The organism is Micromonospora vinacea (assembly GCF_015751785.1).
GTDB lineage: Bacteria > Actinomycetota > Actinomycetes > Mycobacteriales > Micromonosporaceae > Micromonospora > Micromonospora vinacea.
In genome coordinates this window covers 3,726,702-3,741,991 of sequence record NZ_JADOTY010000001.1, presented here as the reverse complement: position 1 = coordinate 3,741,991, position 15,290 = coordinate 3,726,702, and the positions used below count along the sequence as shown (strand labels likewise).

Sequence of the window (15,290 nt, the reverse complement as noted above, 5' to 3'; positions counted from 1 at the left end):
GAGCCGTTCTCCTCTGGTGGGCGATACTGGGTTTGAACCAGTGACCTCTTCCGTGTCAAGGAAGCGCGCTCCCACTGCGCCAATCGCCCGTGCTTGTTGCCGAGGTGGGGACGGGATTTGAACCCGCGTACACGGCTTTGCAGGCCGTTGCCTCGCCTCTCGGCCACCCCACCGAGGTTGCCCCCGTCATGCGTGGCGGCAGCTCCGAGCGGACGACGGGATTCGAACCCGCGACCCTCACCTTGGCAAGGTGATGCGCTACCAGCTGCGCTACGTCCGCACGCCCCCGGACGTTCCCGGGTGACGGATGAGAACTTTAGCCGAGCCGGTGTTTGACTGCCAACTCGGGGTCGCCTCGGCGCGTCTCCGATGTTCGGCGGGACCGGAGCCGCCCCGGTCCGGCATGGCCGGAGCTGGGCCGGAGCCACTCCCGGCAGGCTTCCTAGGGGGCTGCCCTGATATCCCGATCCAGCACGGACCGTCACACTCCGACATCACTAGGCAATGATCGTCATCACCGCGTCGCACGCCGGACCATCGACGCCTCCTCCCCCCGACACCGGGCGGCGGACCTCCACTAACAACCTCCGTGAAACGACCGAAGACACCCGAAGGAAGTGTCCGGCTTCCGACTGTCACCGCGCCGATCGGCGGGTGGCGGTAACTGTTCGTGTTCGTTCGGATGGGCTACGGTAACGGTCGTGACGAGACGTGCGGCCGAGATCCGCCTGGATGCCCTGCTGCGCACCGCCTGTGACGTGATCGTTGAGCGCGGTCTGGCCAACACCCGGACGGCGGACGTGGCGAATGCCGCGGGCGTGAGCCAGGCCTTGGTTTTCTACCACTTCGCCACCAAGGAGCGGTTGCTCGCACAAGCCTTCGCGTACGCGGTCGAGCAGGACCTGGCCCGACTGGACGTGGTGACCCGCTCCTCGGCCCCACCGCTGACCAAGCTCCGCCGAATCCTCAAGCTCTACACACCGGCCGGGCGGGCCACCTCCTGGTCGATGTGGATCGACGGCTGGTCCGAGTCGCTGCGTACTCCCGAGTTGGAGAAGGTCTCCCGCCGGCTCGACCTGCGCTGGCGGCAGGACCTGGCCGCGGTGATCACCGCCGGGGTGGCCGACGGCACCTTCCAGTGCGCCGACCCCGACGGGGCCGCCTGGCGGATCAGCGCGGTGATGGACGGCCTTGCCGTCCAACTCGCCGTGCACGACCGGGTGATCTCCCGCCGGCAGTTCGGCGAGTGGGTCCGGCTGGTCACCGCCCGAGAGCTCGGCCTGGACCCGGCCGACCTGGACTGAGCTGGGCCGAGTTGGGCCGAGCTGGGCAACCAGCACGATCCGCCGCACCAGGCCGGGCAAAACGGGCTCGGCCCGCCTCGCCGACCGGAACAATCGGCAGCATGGATCTACTGGAGGCGTACCGCCGGAGCCTGGCCGAGTTCATCGACCGGGTGGACCAGATCGAGCCCGGCCAGTGGTCCGACCCGACGCCCTGCTCGGACTGGGACGTCCGCACCCTGGTCAACCACGTGGTGACCGAGGACCGGTGGAGTGTGCCGCTGCTCGCCGGCCGGACCATCGACGAGGTCGGCGACCGGCTCGACGGTGACCAACTCGGCGCCGACCCGATCGCGACGGCGCGGGAAGCCGCCGCGCAGGCCGAGATCGCCGCCACCCACCCCGGCGCCATCGACCGAACCGTGCACCTCTCCAGCGGCGAAACCCCGGCCACCGAGTACCTCCGGCAACTCCTCGCCGAGCACCTCGTGCACGGGTGGGACGTGGCGGTGGCGATCGGCGCGCAGCCGCGGCTCGACCCGGACGCGGTGCACGCCGCCGCCCAGTGGTTCGCCGGCCAGATCGACGCCTACCAGCGCAACAACCTGGTCCACACCGGCGTACGGGTGCCCGACGACGCCGACGAGCAGGACCGCCTGCTGGCCTCGTTCGGCCGTGACCCCGACTGGGCGCCGAGCCACTGACCACGCACGGCGCGCCGAGCGCCTGACCACGCACGGCGTGCCAAGCGACTGACCACCGACTGACCACACTGCGGCGGTCAGCTCCGCGCGGGTCCCGCCAGGCGGCCAGCTCGACGGGCCGATCGACATCGACGGCCACTGCCAACGTCCGCTCCAACATCCTGCGTCGACTCCGGCTGCCCTCCTGCTTTTACAAGCGTGGCTGTTTCGTAAAGTCGAGTTATCTCGATCTGTTGGTGTGGCGACGGCCCGGGACCTTGCCGCGACCTCGACGGACTGATATCCACAGATGCGCATGCGTCACCGCGCAGCGACGGTCGGCGATCGCCGGCCATCCCGCTCCCACGAGGAGGTCCCGTGCCACAACCGGAATGGTCACCCCCGATGAGCCGGCGTCGACGCCGGCTCATCGCCATCCTGGCGACAACGGCGACGGTCGCCGCGCTGCTCCCCACCGGCGTGAGCACCGCGGCCCCCACCGGCGGCGCGGCGTCCGCCGAGCGCCGGTCCGGGCCGTTCGCCGAGGGGCACGCACCCGCCGACGCCGACAACCGCACCGGTACGGCGGCACCTGACGCCCGCCAACGCGGCATGGCCCGCGCCGTCGACCCCGACGTCCGGTGGAACCGGCTCGGCACCCCACAGGCGCTCGGCCCCGGTCGCACCCCGCTGGCCAGCGGGCTGCCCGCCGACCCGGAGGCCGCGGCCCGCGCCTACCTGGCCGCCAACCGCGACCTGTTCGGCATGGACGCCGCCGCGGTGGCCAACATGGAACGAGTGCTGGTCCGGCCGATCGGCAGCGGCACAGTGGTCACCCTCCGGCAACGCTTCGGCGACCTGCCAGCCGGGCCGGACGGCCTCGTCACACTCGCGGTCGCCGACGGCGCGGTGCTCTCGGTCAGCTCCTCACTGGCCCGAAACACCGACGCACCAGCACCGGCCACCCGCACCGCCGAGCAGGCGTACGCCGCCGCGCTCGCCGACGCCAAGCTGACCGCCACCGCGGTGGCCAGCCACACCGTCCGGGCGGTGGCCGTGCCCACCCCGCTGGACGGGCCCCGCGCCGCCTACGAGGTGACAATGATCGGCGCGGACACCGAGCACCCGGCCGCGTTCACCAGCTACGTGGACGGCAGCACCGGGCAGGTGCTGGTCCGCGAGGACCTCGTCGACTACGACTCCGACAACCCGAGCTGGGCGGTCTTCCCGGCGACCCCGCCCCGCGACCTCGGCCCCGGGCAGGACCCCCGGGTGCGCTGGTGCGGTGACCCGGCCCCCGGCTGCCAGGCCGCCTTCCGCGACCCGGCCACCGACCAACCCTGGGACGTCGACGCGGCCACCGGCACACCGACCTTCACCTCGCGCGGCAACTCGGCCAACACGGTGCTGTCCTGGGGCGCGAACACCCCGATCGTGCCGGCCCCCACCAGCCCGGAACGCCGCTACGAGTACCCCTTCACCGACCAGTGGCACCAGGCCCGGTGCAACCCCGGGGTGTTCACCTCCGCCCAGCGCAACGACGCGGACGCGTCGATCGCCAACCTCTTCGCCATGCACAACCGGATGCACGACTGGTCGTACCAGCTGGGCTTCACCGAGTCGGCGTGGAACCTCCAGGCGGTCAACCTCACCCCGTCCGGGCTGGGCGGGGACGCCGAGCAGGGCCGCGCCCAGCAGGGCGCGTTGAGCGGCAACCGGAACAACGCCAACCAGGGCACCCCGCGCGACGGGCTGCCGCCGACCACCAACATGTACCTCTGGCAGCCGCAGGCGGGCGGGCCGTACCCGCCGTGCGTGGACGGCGACTACGACATGACGGTGATCGGCCACGAGTACACCCACGCGATCACCAACCGGATGATCGCCGGCCCGGACAGCGGGATCGGCGGCCACCAGGGCGGAGCGATGGGTGAGTCGTGGGGCGACCTGCTCGCCGCCGAGTACCTCTTCCAGCACGGGCTGCGGGCGCCCGGCGAGACGCCCTTCATCACCGGCGGCTACGTCACCGGCAACCTGGTCAGCGGCATCCGCAACTACGACCTGAGCCGCAGCCCACTCAACTACTCCGACATCGGCTACAACACGGCCGGCCCGGCCGTGCACGCCGACGGGGAGATCTGGGGCGCCACCAACTTCCGGGTCCGCTCCGCCCTGGTCAAGCGGTACGGCCTCGGCACACCGCAACGGCAGCTCGACTGCGCACTGGGCAAGGTCGCGGCCGATCAGTGCCCGGGCAACCGGCGCTGGTCGCAGCTGGTCTTCGACTCGTTCCTGCTACAGGCCGCCAGTCAGGTCAGCATGCTCGACATGCGGGACAACATGCTCACCGCCGACCTGCTCCGCTTCGGCGGCGCGAACCAGGACCTGATCTGGGCCGAGTTCGCCCGCTCCGGCATGGGCCGGGACGCCGCCACCAACGGTGCCGGCGACACCGACCCGACGCCCAGTTTCGCCTCACCGAGTGGCGGCAACGCGACGCTGACCCTGCGCCCGCGCGGGGACAGCGCCGAAGCGCCGATCCGGGTGTACGTGGGGGCGTACGAGGCGCGGGCCGTGCCGGTGGCGGACACCGACCCGGCGACGCCGATCCCGGACACCGTGGAGATGGTGGCCGGCACGTACGACCTGCTCGCCGTGGCCCCCGGCTTCGGGCACCAGCGGCTCAGCGTGGTCGCCAAGGCCGGTCAGGACGGTTACGTCGACCTGCGGATGAGCCGCAACCTCGCCTCCACCGCGTCCGGCGCCACCATCACCGGCGACGGGGTCAACCTGGACCGGGTCGCCGACGACACCGAGGCGACGAACTGGGCCTCCCTGGACGGGGTCGCCGGCCGACAGCTCACGGTGGCGCTGCCGGGGGACGCCCCGCAGACGGTCAAGCGGGTGAACGTCAGCGCGATGCTGCGCCCGGCGATCACCGGCGACGCCGACACCGGCGCCCAGAACGCGCTCAGTGCCCTGCGCTCGTTCGCGGTGTCCGCCTGCAACGCGACGACCACCGACTGCGCGGACCCGGCGCGCTGGCAGCGCATCTACACCAGCGCGGGGGACGCGTTCCCGGGCGGGGCGTACCGGGCGTACAGCCGGGACATCAACCTCCGGACGTTCGCGGTACCCACCACCCTCGCCACCCACCTGCGACTCGAGGTGCTGGCGAGCCAGTGCACCGGCGGCCCGCACTACGCGGGCGAGCAGGACGACGACCCGGCCACGACGACGGACTGTGCGACCGCCAGCCCGGCCCGGAGCCAGGTCAGGATCGCCGAGTTCCAGGCGTTCGCGAAGTGACACAGTGGGGCCGGCGGGTGTCCGCCGGCCCCACTGTCCTCGATCAGCGGTGCGCCCGGCGCCAGGGGTCGGCGGCGGCCGGACGCTCCCAGCGCCGGTCCACCGGGGGGTCGTCGTCAGCCTCGTCGGCGTCCCCGGCCGCGGCCCGGGTCAGCTGCCGCAACCGCAGCAGCAGCCCCACCCCGAGGAAGAGCAGCAGCCCGCCGAGCAGGAACGCCGCCTGCACCACGCCGAACGCGCCGGACTGCGAGACCGGACGGTTGGCCGCCGGTGGCGCCGCGTCGGCCGGGTACTCCTCGACCGGCTCCTCGGTCGCCGCGCTCTCGTCCTCGGCGGGCGCACTCGCCGATTCGGTGGGCTCCGGTGGGGTCGCCGTCGGCTTCGGCGTACCGGTCGGCACGCCGCCCACCCCCACCACGGAGCGGGTGGCGGTCTGCCGGGCCAGTAGGCGCAGGTTGGCGTCGTACGCCTCGGCGGCGAGGGTGACCCGCCCCTGGGTGACGTCCTCGGCGAAGGCCACCCGGTAGCGGGCCGTGACCGTGCGGCCCGGGCAGAGCGTGCCCGGGTCGAGTTGCCGGTCGGTCAACCGGGCCACGTCACCCTCGGCACGGATCTCCAGCGGAAAGTCGCCGGTCTCCTCCACCCGGTCCATCTTCACCTGGTCGAGCCGGAGGCCCTGCACGCTGAGCACCATCGACCAGCGCACCTTCGCGCACCTGGCGCGTCGATCCGTCTGGGAGACCACAGCGGAGATCGTCCGCACCTGCTCGCCGGCCGTGAACCGTCCCGGCAGGCCGCTCATCTCGGTGGTGAAGGCCGCCTGTGCCGGGGCGGCCACCGCCAGCTCCACCCCGCTCAGACAGGCCAGCACCACCCCTGCCCTCAGCGCATACCGCCACACCGTCACCACCGCCGTCCTCCGTTCGGTCGCCTCCACCCCGCAACGCTAGAAGCGGGGCACCGGCCCGACCAGACGGGTGTGTTCGCACCGGACGGCAAGGACGGGGTGGGTTTTCACCGACCGTGGTGAACCGGTCACCGCTCCCCCGCGACACGCCGGGAGTCGGGCCGCTGGGAGAATCACGCCGTGTCCGAGCTCTCCAGCACCTTCGTCCGGCTGCACGCCCGGCTCGCCCCGGTCCCTTTCGTGCCCGAGGTACGGCTGCACCAGGCGGACGAGCCGATCGGGCTGTGGGAGCTGACCGAGGGCGAGTTCTCCAGCGACCGGCCGCCGCCGTTCTGGGCGTTCGCCTGGGCCGGTGGGCAGGCCCTCGCCCGCTACGTGACCGACCACCCGGAGCTGGTCGCCGGCCGCCGGGTGCTCGACCTGGCCTCCGGCTCCGGTCTGGTCGCCATCGCCGCCGCCCGCGTCGGCGCGGCGTCGGTGCGGGCCGTCGAGGTGGACGAGCTGGCGGTGGCGGCGGTCGCCCTCAACGCCGAGGCCAACGGGGTACGCGTCGACGCCGAGTTCGGCGACATCCTCGACGGCGACGCCGGGGACGCCGAGGTGGTGCTCGCCGGGGACGTCTTCTACAGCGAGGCGATGGCCCGCCGGGTCCTGCGGTTCCTGCTGCGCGCCGCCCGGGCCGGCGCGCCGGCGCTGGTCGGTGACCCCGGCCGGGCGTTCCTGCCCCGGGACCGCTTCGACGAGGTGGCCTCGTACGACGTGCCGGTGCCGGAGGCGCTGGAGAGCGTGCGGGTGAAGCGCACCACCGTCTGGCGGCTGCGGGCCGGGCTGCCGGGGGCCTCCGGCTAGCGTGTCCGGGTGCTGTTCCGCAGCTGGGCGCAGGTGGCTGACCCCGCATGGCCGGACGTGGCCCGGGTGCCGGACCACGTCGGCGGCACCCACCTGGTCGTGACCCGGCACGCGCTGGTCCGCCAGGTCCTCGCCGACCCGGTCACCTACCGGCCGGACAACGCGCTGGACGCGGTGACGCCGATGCCGGTGACCGCGCTGCGGGTCCTCGCCGGGCACCGGTTCCGGCTGCCGCCGACCCTGGCGAACAACTCGGGTGTCAGCCATCCGCAGATCCGGGCGATCGTGGCGGAGGCGTTGCACCCGGCCCGGGTCGCCGCGCAGCGGCAGTGGCTCACCGCGCTGGTCCGGGACCGGGTTGCCCGCATCGGCGCCGCGCTCGACGCCGGCGAACCGGTCGACCTGTACGCGGACCTCGCCGCCGACCTGCCGCTGCTGGTGCTGGCCCGGCTGGTCGAGCTGCCGGACGCGCCGGTCGGCGCGGTCAAGGAGTTCGCCCGCGCCGCGCTGGAGTTGTTCTGGGCGCCACTGGACGCCGACCGGCAGGTGGCGCTCGCCGCCGAGGTGGGCCGGTTCCACCGGGTACTGCGTGACTTCGCGGCCGTCGGTGGCGGGTTGGCCGCCGAACTGCGCGCGGCCGGGCACCCGCCGGACGTGGTGGTCGGCGCGCTCTTCTTCCTGTTGGTCGCCGGGCAGGAGACCACCTCGCAGTTCCTCACCCTGCTGCTGCACCGGCTGGCCGGCGAGCCCGCGGTACGGGCCGGGTTGCGCACCGGCGAGGTCGCGGTGGCTGACGTGGTGGAGGAGGGGTTGCGGCTGGAACCACCGATCGTCACCTGGCGGCGGGTGGCGACGACGGAGAGCACCCTGGGCGGCACGGCGGTGCCGGCGGGCAGCAGCCTGGTGCTGTGGTTGGGCCGCGCCGGCCGGGACCCGGCGGTCGTGGAGTCACCCGACGAGTTCCGTCCGGGCCAGCGTGGATCACGCCGACACCTGGCGTTCGGGGCGGGCGCGCACCGCTGCGTCGGTGACGTGCTGGCCCGGATGGAGGCGGCCGTGGTGGTGGCCGAGACCGCGCCGCTGCTGGACGAGGTGACAGTGGTCCGTCCGCCGTGGTGCCCGGACAATCTCACCTTCCGGATGCCGGACGCGTTCGTGGTCCGCCGCTCCCCGGGGTCACCGGGCTGACCGGATCCTGACATCCGCTCGGTATGTTTCCGGGCGTGTCAGCCATCCCCACCCGCCGGATCCCTGCTGCCGTAACGCTTCTGGCCCTGCTGGCGTTGACTGCCTGCACAGTCGGTCCCAGCCATGCGGCCCACGCCCGGCAGGTCACCGCGGCTCAGCCGAGTCCGTCCGCCCCGGCGTCCACGCCTTCGGCCGCGCCGTCCGCGACGGCGAAACCGGCGTTCAAGAGCCTGGCCTGGTATGTGTCGCAGGTGCCGACGTTTCCCGAGGCACCGCCGCCGCAGCCGATTCCGCTGACCGCTACCGGTTCGGCGGCGTTCTGGCACCGCCTGCCGACCGACCAGAAGGTCGCCTTCATCACCATCGACGACGGTGGGCTGGCCCGCCCGCCGGGAGTGATCGACTTCATCTGGGAGGCGCGCATCCCGGTGACGATGTTCCTCAACTCGCCGGCGGCGGAGGAGCACACCGACTACTTCCGGCAGATCGAGGCGGTGGGCGGGGTCGTGGAGAACCACACCATCACGCACAACTCGCTGGCCGGCCGGTCGTACGACTACCAGAAGCAGGAGATCTGCGGTGCCGCGGACAAGCTGGAGGGGCTGTTCGGCAAGCGGCCCACCCTGTTCCGGCCACCGTTCGGCGAGCACGACAGCACCACGTTGCGGGCCGCGCACGACTGCGGCGCGAAGGCGGTCTTCCACTGGACCGAGACCGTCCACGAGGGGAAGGTGCGCTACCAGACCCCGGAGAAGGTGGTCCAACCCGGCGACGTGCTGCTGATGCACTTCCGACCGGCACTGATGGACGACCTGCTCGCGGCGTTGAAGGCGATCCACCGGGCCGGGCTCACCCCGGCACTGCTGGAGCAGTACGTACGGTGACCAGTCCGCCACCGGCCTGACGAAAGTCAGGGGTGGCTGGTGCCGTTCGGGCGCGGCGGGGCGGCAGGTCGCTCGCCTAGCGTCAGCGCATGATCACATTACGTGGGTTGACGAAACGGTTCGGGTCGACAGTCGCTGTCGACGCGTTGACAGTCGACATCGCGCCCGGCCGGGTCACCGGCTTCCTCGGCCCCAACGGTGCCGGCAAGTCCACCACCATGCGGATGATCCTCGGGCTGGACCGTCCCACCGCCGGGCAGGCCCTGGTCGGCGGGCGCGCGTACCGGGAGCTGCACCGGCCGCTGCACGAGGTGGGCGCACTGCTCGACGCCCGGGCCATCCACCCGGCCCGGTCCGGCCGGGCGCACCTGCGGGCCATGGCGCACAGCAACGGCATCCCCACCCGCCGGGTCGACGAGGTGCTGGACACCGTCGGGCTGGACGGACGGGCCGCCGGTAAGCCGGGGCGGACGCTCTCCCTCGGCATGGGCCAACGGCTCGGCATCGCCGGCGCGCTGCTCGGCGACCCGCCGGTGCTGATGTTCGACGAGCCGGTGAACGGTCTCGACCCGGACGGGGTGCGCTGGGTGCGGCAGCTGATGCGCTCGCTGGCCGACGAGGGACGGACGGTCTTCGTCTCCAGCCACCTGATGAGCGAGATGCAGCTCACCGCCGACCAACTCGTGGTGATCGGTCGGGGACGGCTGCTCGCCGACTCGCCGATCGGCGAGGTGATCGCCCGCGGCACTGTCGCGGTCCGGGTCCGCAGCCCGCACCCGGACGGGCTGGCCGCCCTCGCGGCGCGCCTCACCGCCTCCGGTGCGAGCGTCGAGGCGGCCGACCGCAACGAGCTGACCGTCACCGGCGCCACCGCCGACCAGGTCGGCGACCTGGCCCACGAACTGGGGGTACGACTGCACGAGCTGAGCGCGCACGCCGCGTCGTTGGAGCAGGCGTTCATGGAGCTGACCGCCGACAGCGTCGAGTACGCCGGCGGCACGACCGGAGGTGGGGCACGATGAGCGTCAGCACCCGCACCCGCACCCGCACCCGCAATGGTGCCGTGGCCGCCGAGTGGACCAAGCTCTCCTCGGTGCGGAGCACCTGGTGGACGGCGCTGGCCGGGCTGCTGGTGATGGCCGCGAGCGCCGGCCAGCTGGCCATCTACGCCGCTAACGACAACACCAACGACGACCCGACCGACGACCGGGGGATCGTCACCGTCGGCAGCGTGCTGATCGACTCGGTCGAGCTGACCCAGTACGTGGTGCTGGCGCTGGGCCTGCTCGCGATCACCGCCGAGTCCACCAGTGGCACCATCCGGACGACGTTGCAGTGCACCCCGTCCCGCGGTCGCGTACTGCTGGCCAAGGCCGCCGTCACCGGCGCTGTCACCTTCGCGCTCGGGCTGCTGCTCGGCGGCGTCGGCGCCCTGGTGGCCCGGCCGGTGCTCGGCGAATGGGGCAGCGCCCCGGCCGCCGACACCGTCGGCGACATCGTGGCGGTGGCGGTCTACCTGGCGCTGATCGGCGTGCTCGCCCTGGGCCTCGGTGCCGCGCTGCGCAGCGCGGTGCTCACCCTCACAGTGCTCCTCGCCACCCTGATGATCGTGCCGCTGTCGTTGCAGGAGCCAAACATCGACGTGCTGAACCGGATCGCCGACGTGTTCCCCGGCGTGGCCGGCGGGCACTTCCTGGCCGGCGACACCGAGCCCTATCCGCCGCTGGTCGGGCTGCTCCTACTCGCCGGGTGGGCCGCCGCCGCACTGCTGCTGGGCCGAGCCGCACTGCGCCGCCGAGACGCGTAGGGCCCGGCGAGCTGGGCGGGGGCCGACTGGCCCCCGCTCAGCCGTCGACCAGGCCCGCCTCGTACGCGAGGATCGCCGCCTGCACCCGGTTGCACACATCCAGCCGGGTGAAGATGCTGGTCAGGTAGCTCTTCACGGTGCCCTCCACGAGGTGCAGCCGGCGGGCGATCTCGGCATTGGAGAGACCCGCGCCGACCAGGGCCAGCACCTCCCGTTCCCGTTCGGTCAGCCCCGCCGTCCGGTCCCGGGCGGCGGGTCGGCGGGCCAACCGGCCAGCCCCCAGCTCGATCACCCGGCGGGCCACCCTCGGCGACAGGTACGCCCCACCGTCGGCCACCGCGTGCACACCGGCGATCAGCTCACGCGGGTCGCCGGCCTTGAGCAGGAAACCGCTGGCGCCGTGCCCGAGCGCCCGGGCCACGTGGTCGTCCTCGCCGAACGTGGTCAGCATGATCGTCGCGGTGTCCGGCACGACCCGGCGGATCTCGGCGGCGGCGGCCAACCCGTCCAGCCGCGGCATCCGGATGTCCAGCAACGCCACCCGTGGTCGGTGGGCACGGACCAGCTCCACCGCCGCGTGCCCGTCGCCGGCCTCGGCGACCACCTCGATGCCGGGGTCGCTGGCGAGGATGGCCCGGACGCCGGCCCGGATCATCGCCTCGTCGTCGGCCAGCACCACCCGGATCGGCGGTGCCCCCGTCGTGTCGGTGTCCACTAGGCGATCCACTCCTTGCTGACCAGCCGGCCATCGGTGAAACAGAGCCGCCAGGTCGGCGCGGCGAGGGGAAAGTTGCCGTCGGTGTAGTACTCGCAGCCGGCCCGGTCGACCGGCGTCGGGCGTTCCAACTGCCGCCGGGGCAGCCCGACCAGCTCCGACCGGGTCGCGCCGACGCGCAGCTGGTCGAAGGTGGCCCGGTCCAGCACCGTCCCAGCGGTCGCCACCGGGTAGTAGACGAACGAGAGCACCAGAGCGAAACCGACAGGTGCGACGAGCGCCACCAGCAGGCTGCGCCGAACCCGCCGCCGGGCGTCGAGCAGCCGCCGCTCGGCGTCCACCGGCCCCTCCGCCGGACCCTGTCGCTCGTCGGACCACGCCGTCGGCCCGACCTCCGCCGCCGACCCGATCGCCTCCGGCGACGGCGCGGTGGCCGGCAACACCGCCCGTACCGCGAACCCGCCGTCGGCCCGGTGGCCGGCGTCGAGCGTCCCGCCGGCGAGGCGGACCCGCTCGGCGAGGGCGAGCAGCCCACTGCCCTGCGAGGGCGAGGCGGGCAGTGGCCCGGCCGGTGGGGGGTCGTTGACGACTGTCACCTCGACCCGGTCACCGTCGCGGATGAGGCGTACGTCGACCGGTGCGCCCGGCGCGTACCGGGCCGCGTTGGTCAGCGACTCCCGGACGATCCGGTGCGCCGCGTGACCGGTCATCGCCGGTAGCTCCGTGACCGCCGGGGCGGCGTCCAGCCGTACCTCCATGCCGGCCTCCCGCGCACCGTCGACAAGGTCGGCGACGGTCTCCCCGCTCGGGCGCAGTGACGCGCCCGCCTCCTCGCGGAGCACCCCGATGATCTCGTGCAGTCGCTCCGTGGCGGCGGAGACGCTGGCACGCAACTCCCCCGCCGCGGCCCGGTGCCGGTCGTCCAGGTCGGCGGCGACCTCCAGTGCTGCGGCGCGCAACGCGATCAGGCTGAGGTCGTGACCGAGCGAGTCGTGCATCTCCCCGGCGATCCGGGCCCGCTCCCGCAGCCGGATCCGCTCGGCGGCGCCCCGCTGCTCGCGGGTCAGCGCGTCGACGTGTCGGCGACCGGCGTCGGCCAACTCCTGCTGCTGGCGGCGGTATCGACCGACCAACCAGGGGAACACGGCGGCGAAGAGCAGCACCGAGGCGAGCAGGAACCAGGTGGCCGCGCCGGTGCCGAGCAACCCCAGGTTGAGCGCCGTGCCGCCGCCCGTGATCAGCACGAAGACCATGATCGCCGGTCCCACTGTGGCGCTGCGCCGCCCGGCGAGATAGCTGAAGACCGGAATGGCGAACACGAAGTTGCCATCGATCAACGACCCGAGCACCACCAACACCAGGGAGACCAACGGCTGACGTCGACTCGCCGCCACCGCCACACCGAGCAGCAGCAGCTTGCCGACCAACAGCGGCACCGTGTACCGCGAATAGGGCGGGCTGACCTCGGCGTAGCCGACGGGGGCGGCCACCACCGCCCAGAGCAGCACGTCCAGCAGCAGGCGACGCCACCGGTGCAGCCAAGCCGGCGGCGGGGAGTCGAGGATCCGCACGGCGGTCAGGCTACCCACGCCCGACCTGGGCGGACACCGACGAAAGTCAGGTGTTCAGCCGCTCTCCTCGGCCCATACCCGCCAGTCGTCGAGCACGCCGTGCAGGGCCGGGGTGAGCCAACCCGGCGCGGACCGCCGGAACACACCGGGGTCCATCGCGCCCGCGCCGTCGGGCAGCGCGCCGAGCAGGTTCGGCACCAGATCGGTGAGGTTCGTCCAGTGCACCAGCTCCGGCCGGGCCGGCCAGGCACCGATCACCACACCGGCCGGCACCGCCCTACGGTCCAACGCCTCCAAGGTCAACGCGGTGTGGTTGAGCGTGCCCAACCCGGCGCGGGCGACCACCACCGCGGGCGCACCGAGCGACACCGCCAGGTCGGCCATCGTCCACGGCTCCCCCGACGGCCGCAGCCCCATCGGAACCAGCAACCCACCCGCGCCCTCGATCAACACGAGGTCGTGCTTGTCGGCCTCCGCGCGGACGGCGTCCACCGCGGCGTACAACTCCAGCGGCGGAAGGTCGGCGACCCGCGCGGCGGCCAACGGGGCGAGCGGATCCGGATAGCTGGCCAGAGTCCGACCGGTCAGCGGCGCGGCCAGCCGGTTCACAGCATCCACGTCGCCCGGCTCACCGCCGGCCGTACCGGTCTGACCCGGCTTCACCACCGCCACCCGCAACCCGGCCGCCTGCGCGGCGGCCGCGATCGCCGCGGTCACCACCGTCTTACCGACCTCGGTGTCCGTCCCGGTAACCAGAACCGACCCCGCCCACCCGCTCACGGGGCGGTCTCTGTTCGCGACTGCGGGGCTCGCAAACCCGGCTCACTCCTCGCGCTCACGGGGCGCAGTCCACGATGACGTCCAGCGCCCGCTCGAACGCCGCCCGGGGCACTCCCGCGCTCACCGTGAGGCGCAGACGGGAGCGGCTGTCCGGGGTGGACGGTGGCCGGAAACAGCCCACCGCGACGCCCCGGTCCCGGCAGTCCGCGGCCCAGGCGGTCGCCGCCTCCGGCCCGGGGGCGGTCACCGAGATCACCGCCGCGTCCGGTGCGGAGACGGTCAGCCCTGCCGCCCGCAGCCGACCGACCGCCAGCCTCACCCGGTCGGACAGTTCGGCGCGCAGGTCGTCGCCGACCTCGGCGAGCCGCAGCGCGGCGTGCACACCGGCGGCGACCGCCGGCGGCAGCGCCGTGTCGAAGATGAACGTGCGCCCCGTCTCGACCAGATGCCGAACGAACTCGGCCGGGCCGGCGACGACGCCACCCGCGCCACCGAGCGCCTTGGACAGGGTGGCGGTGACCACCACGTCCGGCTCGCCGGCCAGCCCGGCGGCCGCCACCGCGCCCGCGCCGGCCGGGCCGGTCAGCCCCAGCGCGTGCGCGTCGTCGACCAGCAGGAGCGCGCCGTGGCGGCGTGCCACCGCGTGCAGTCGAGCCAGCGGGGCGAGGTCACCGTCGACCGAGAAGACCGACTCGGTCACCACCACCGCCGGGCGGCCGGGTGCGGCCGCGAGCGCGGCGGCGACAGCGTCGACGTCGGCGTGCGGGGTGACCACCGTCTCCGCGCCGGAGAGGCGGCAGCCGTCGATCAGCGACGCGTGGTTGTGCGCGTCGGAGACGAGCAGCGTCCGAGGTTGGACGAGCGCCCGCAGCGCACCGAGGTTGGCCAGGTAGCCGGAGGAGAAGACCAGGGCCCCGTCGGTGCCCAGCCAGCGGGCCAGGTCCTCCTCCAACGCCCGGTGCGCGTCGGTGGAGCCCCGCACCAGGCGCGACCCGGTCGCCCCCAGCCCGTACGCCGACAGGGCCGCCGTGGCCGCGGCGGTGACCTCCGGGTGGGTGGCCAGGCCGAGGTAGTCGTTGCCGGCCAGATCGGTCATCTGATCGTCGGCCGGACGCGGATGCAGTCGCCGGGTGAGCCCGGCCTTCGCCCGCAGCTGCGCGCGGCGGTCGAGCGCCGCCAGCCAGTCCGCCACCGTCACCCTCCCCCGCTGTGCGTGCCGGTCAGCCCGACACCCGCCGGGCGAAATTACCACCCGCCGCCACCGCCCCGACGATTCCACTCGGTGCGAGCTGTCCGCGAACTGCCAGGGCATTC

At 73.4% G+C, this 15,290-nt stretch carries 13 protein-coding genes and 3 tRNA genes; 8 read left to right on the top strand and 8 right to left on the bottom strand.

Translation table 11 applies throughout. The annotated features are described in order from the left end of the window. Positions 1–14: 14 nt before the first annotated feature. The 3 genes from IW249_RS17810 to IW249_RS17800 all read right to left on the bottom strand — a co-directional run bounded on the left by IW249_RS17810 (position 15) and on the right by IW249_RS17800 (position 280). Positions 15–89 (bottom strand) — tRNA-Val (locus IW249_RS17810). A gap of 13 nt (positions 90–102) precedes the next feature. Beyond that, positions 103–173, bottom strand: a tRNA-Cys gene (locus IW249_RS17805). Between the two features lie 34 nt (positions 174–207). After that, positions 208–280: transfer RNA gene (locus IW249_RS17800), tRNA-Gly, on the bottom strand. A 421-nt stretch (positions 281–701) separates the two neighbouring features. Between IW249_RS17800 and IW249_RS17795 the strand changes: the two genes are divergently transcribed. The 3 genes from IW249_RS17795 (at position 702) to IW249_RS17785 (ending at position 5,275) form a co-directional block, all read left to right on the top strand. Next, complete coding sequence (locus IW249_RS17795) at positions 702–1,304, top strand: TetR/AcrR family transcriptional regulator (protein WP_196921788.1); 603 nt, start codon at positions 702–704, stop codon at positions 1,302–1,304. Positions 1,305–1,405: 101 nt separating this feature from the next. After that, positions 1,406–1,987, top strand: a complete 582-nt coding sequence (locus tag IW249_RS17790) for a TIGR03086 family metal-binding protein (protein WP_196921787.1) — start codon at positions 1,406–1,408, stop codon at positions 1,985–1,987. Positions 1,988–2,344: 357 nt separating this feature from the next. Beyond that, positions 2,345–5,275 (top strand): M36 family metallopeptidase, encoded by a 2,931-nt coding sequence (locus tag IW249_RS17785; protein ID WP_196921786.1) that lies wholly within the window; start codon positions 2,345–2,347, stop codon positions 5,273–5,275. Between the two features lie 43 nt (positions 5,276–5,318). On the opposite strand, the gene IW249_RS17780 is transcribed toward IW249_RS17785, so the two are convergent. Next, on the bottom strand, positions 5,319–6,212 hold the full coding sequence (locus tag IW249_RS17780) for a hypothetical protein (RefSeq protein WP_307788616.1): 894 nt from the start codon (positions 6,210–6,212) through the stop codon (positions 5,319–5,321). 150 nt (positions 6,213–6,362) lie between these two features. Here IW249_RS17780 and IW249_RS17775 point away from each other — a divergent pair, with 150 nt between their 5' ends. The 5 genes from IW249_RS17775 to IW249_RS17755 all read left to right on the top strand — a co-directional run bounded on the left by IW249_RS17775 (position 6,363) and on the right by IW249_RS17755 (position 10,910). Further along, complete coding sequence (locus tag IW249_RS17775) at positions 6,363–7,031, top strand: class I SAM-dependent methyltransferase (protein WP_196921785.1); 669 nt, start codon at positions 6,363–6,365, stop codon at positions 7,029–7,031. A 9-nt stretch (positions 7,032–7,040) separates the two neighbouring features. After that, on the top strand, positions 7,041–8,219 hold the full coding sequence (locus tag IW249_RS17770; protein WP_196921784.1) for a cytochrome P450: 1,179 nt from the start codon (positions 7,041–7,043) through the stop codon (positions 8,217–8,219). 35 nt (positions 8,220–8,254) lie between these two features. Then, on the top strand, positions 8,255–9,103 hold the full coding sequence (locus IW249_RS17765; protein WP_307788615.1) for a polysaccharide deacetylase family protein: 849 nt from the start codon (positions 8,255–8,257) through the stop codon (positions 9,101–9,103). Positions 9,104–9,192: 89 nt separating this feature from the next. Continuing rightward, a complete protein-coding gene (locus IW249_RS17760; protein ID WP_196921782.1) occupies positions 9,193–10,125 on the top strand; it encodes an ATP-binding cassette domain-containing protein in 933 nt (310 codons plus the stop codon). Further along, complete coding sequence (locus IW249_RS17755; RefSeq protein ID WP_196921781.1) at positions 10,122–10,910, top strand: ABC transporter permease subunit; 789 nt, start codon at positions 10,122–10,124, stop codon at positions 10,908–10,910. The genes IW249_RS17760 and IW249_RS17755 overlap by 4 nt, the downstream gene beginning before the upstream one ends. Before the next feature lie 37 nt (positions 10,911–10,947). Here the strand turns inward: IW249_RS17755 and IW249_RS17750 are convergent, their stop codons facing one another. From IW249_RS17750 to IW249_RS17735, 4 genes are read right to left on the bottom strand one after another with little or no spacing between them, the layout of a single operon-like run. Beyond that, positions 10,948–11,565 (bottom strand): response regulator, encoded by a 618-nt coding sequence (locus IW249_RS17750; RefSeq protein WP_231393692.1) that lies wholly within the window; start codon positions 11,563–11,565, stop codon positions 10,948–10,950. 59 nt (positions 11,566–11,624) lie between these two features. Beyond that, on the bottom strand, positions 11,625–13,196 hold the full coding sequence (locus IW249_RS17745) for a sensor histidine kinase (protein WP_307788614.1): 1,572 nt from the start codon (positions 13,194–13,196) through the stop codon (positions 11,625–11,627). A 54-nt stretch (positions 13,197–13,250) separates the two neighbouring features. Then, complete coding sequence (bioD, locus tag IW249_RS17740; protein ID WP_196921778.1) at positions 13,251–13,976, bottom strand: dethiobiotin synthase; 726 nt, start codon at positions 13,974–13,976, stop codon at positions 13,251–13,253. Positions 13,977–14,031: 55 nt separating this feature from the next. Then, positions 14,032–15,168, bottom strand: coding sequence for an 8-amino-7-oxononanoate synthase (locus IW249_RS17735; protein ID WP_196921777.1), 1,137 nt, complete (start codon positions 15,166–15,168; stop codon positions 14,032–14,034). Positions 15,169–15,290: the final 122 nt, after the last annotated feature.

Excerpts from the sequence above, each read along its gene's own strand:
- IW249_RS17760 (WP_196921782.1), top strand. The coding sequence starts at position 9,193 with ATGATCACATTACGTGGGTTGACGAAACGGTTCGGGTCGACAGTCGCT.
- IW249_RS17790 (WP_196921787.1), top strand. The coding sequence starts at position 1,406 with ATGGATCTACTGGAGGCGTACCGCCGGAGCCTGGCCGAGTTCATCGAC.
- IW249_RS17755 (WP_196921781.1), top strand. The coding sequence starts at position 10,122 with ATGAGCGTCAGCACCCGCACCCGCACCCGCACCCGCAATGGTGCCGTG.
- IW249_RS17750 (WP_231393692.1), bottom strand. The coding sequence starts at position 11,565 with ATGATCCGGGCCGGCGTCCGGGCCATCCTCGCCAGCGACCCCGGCATC.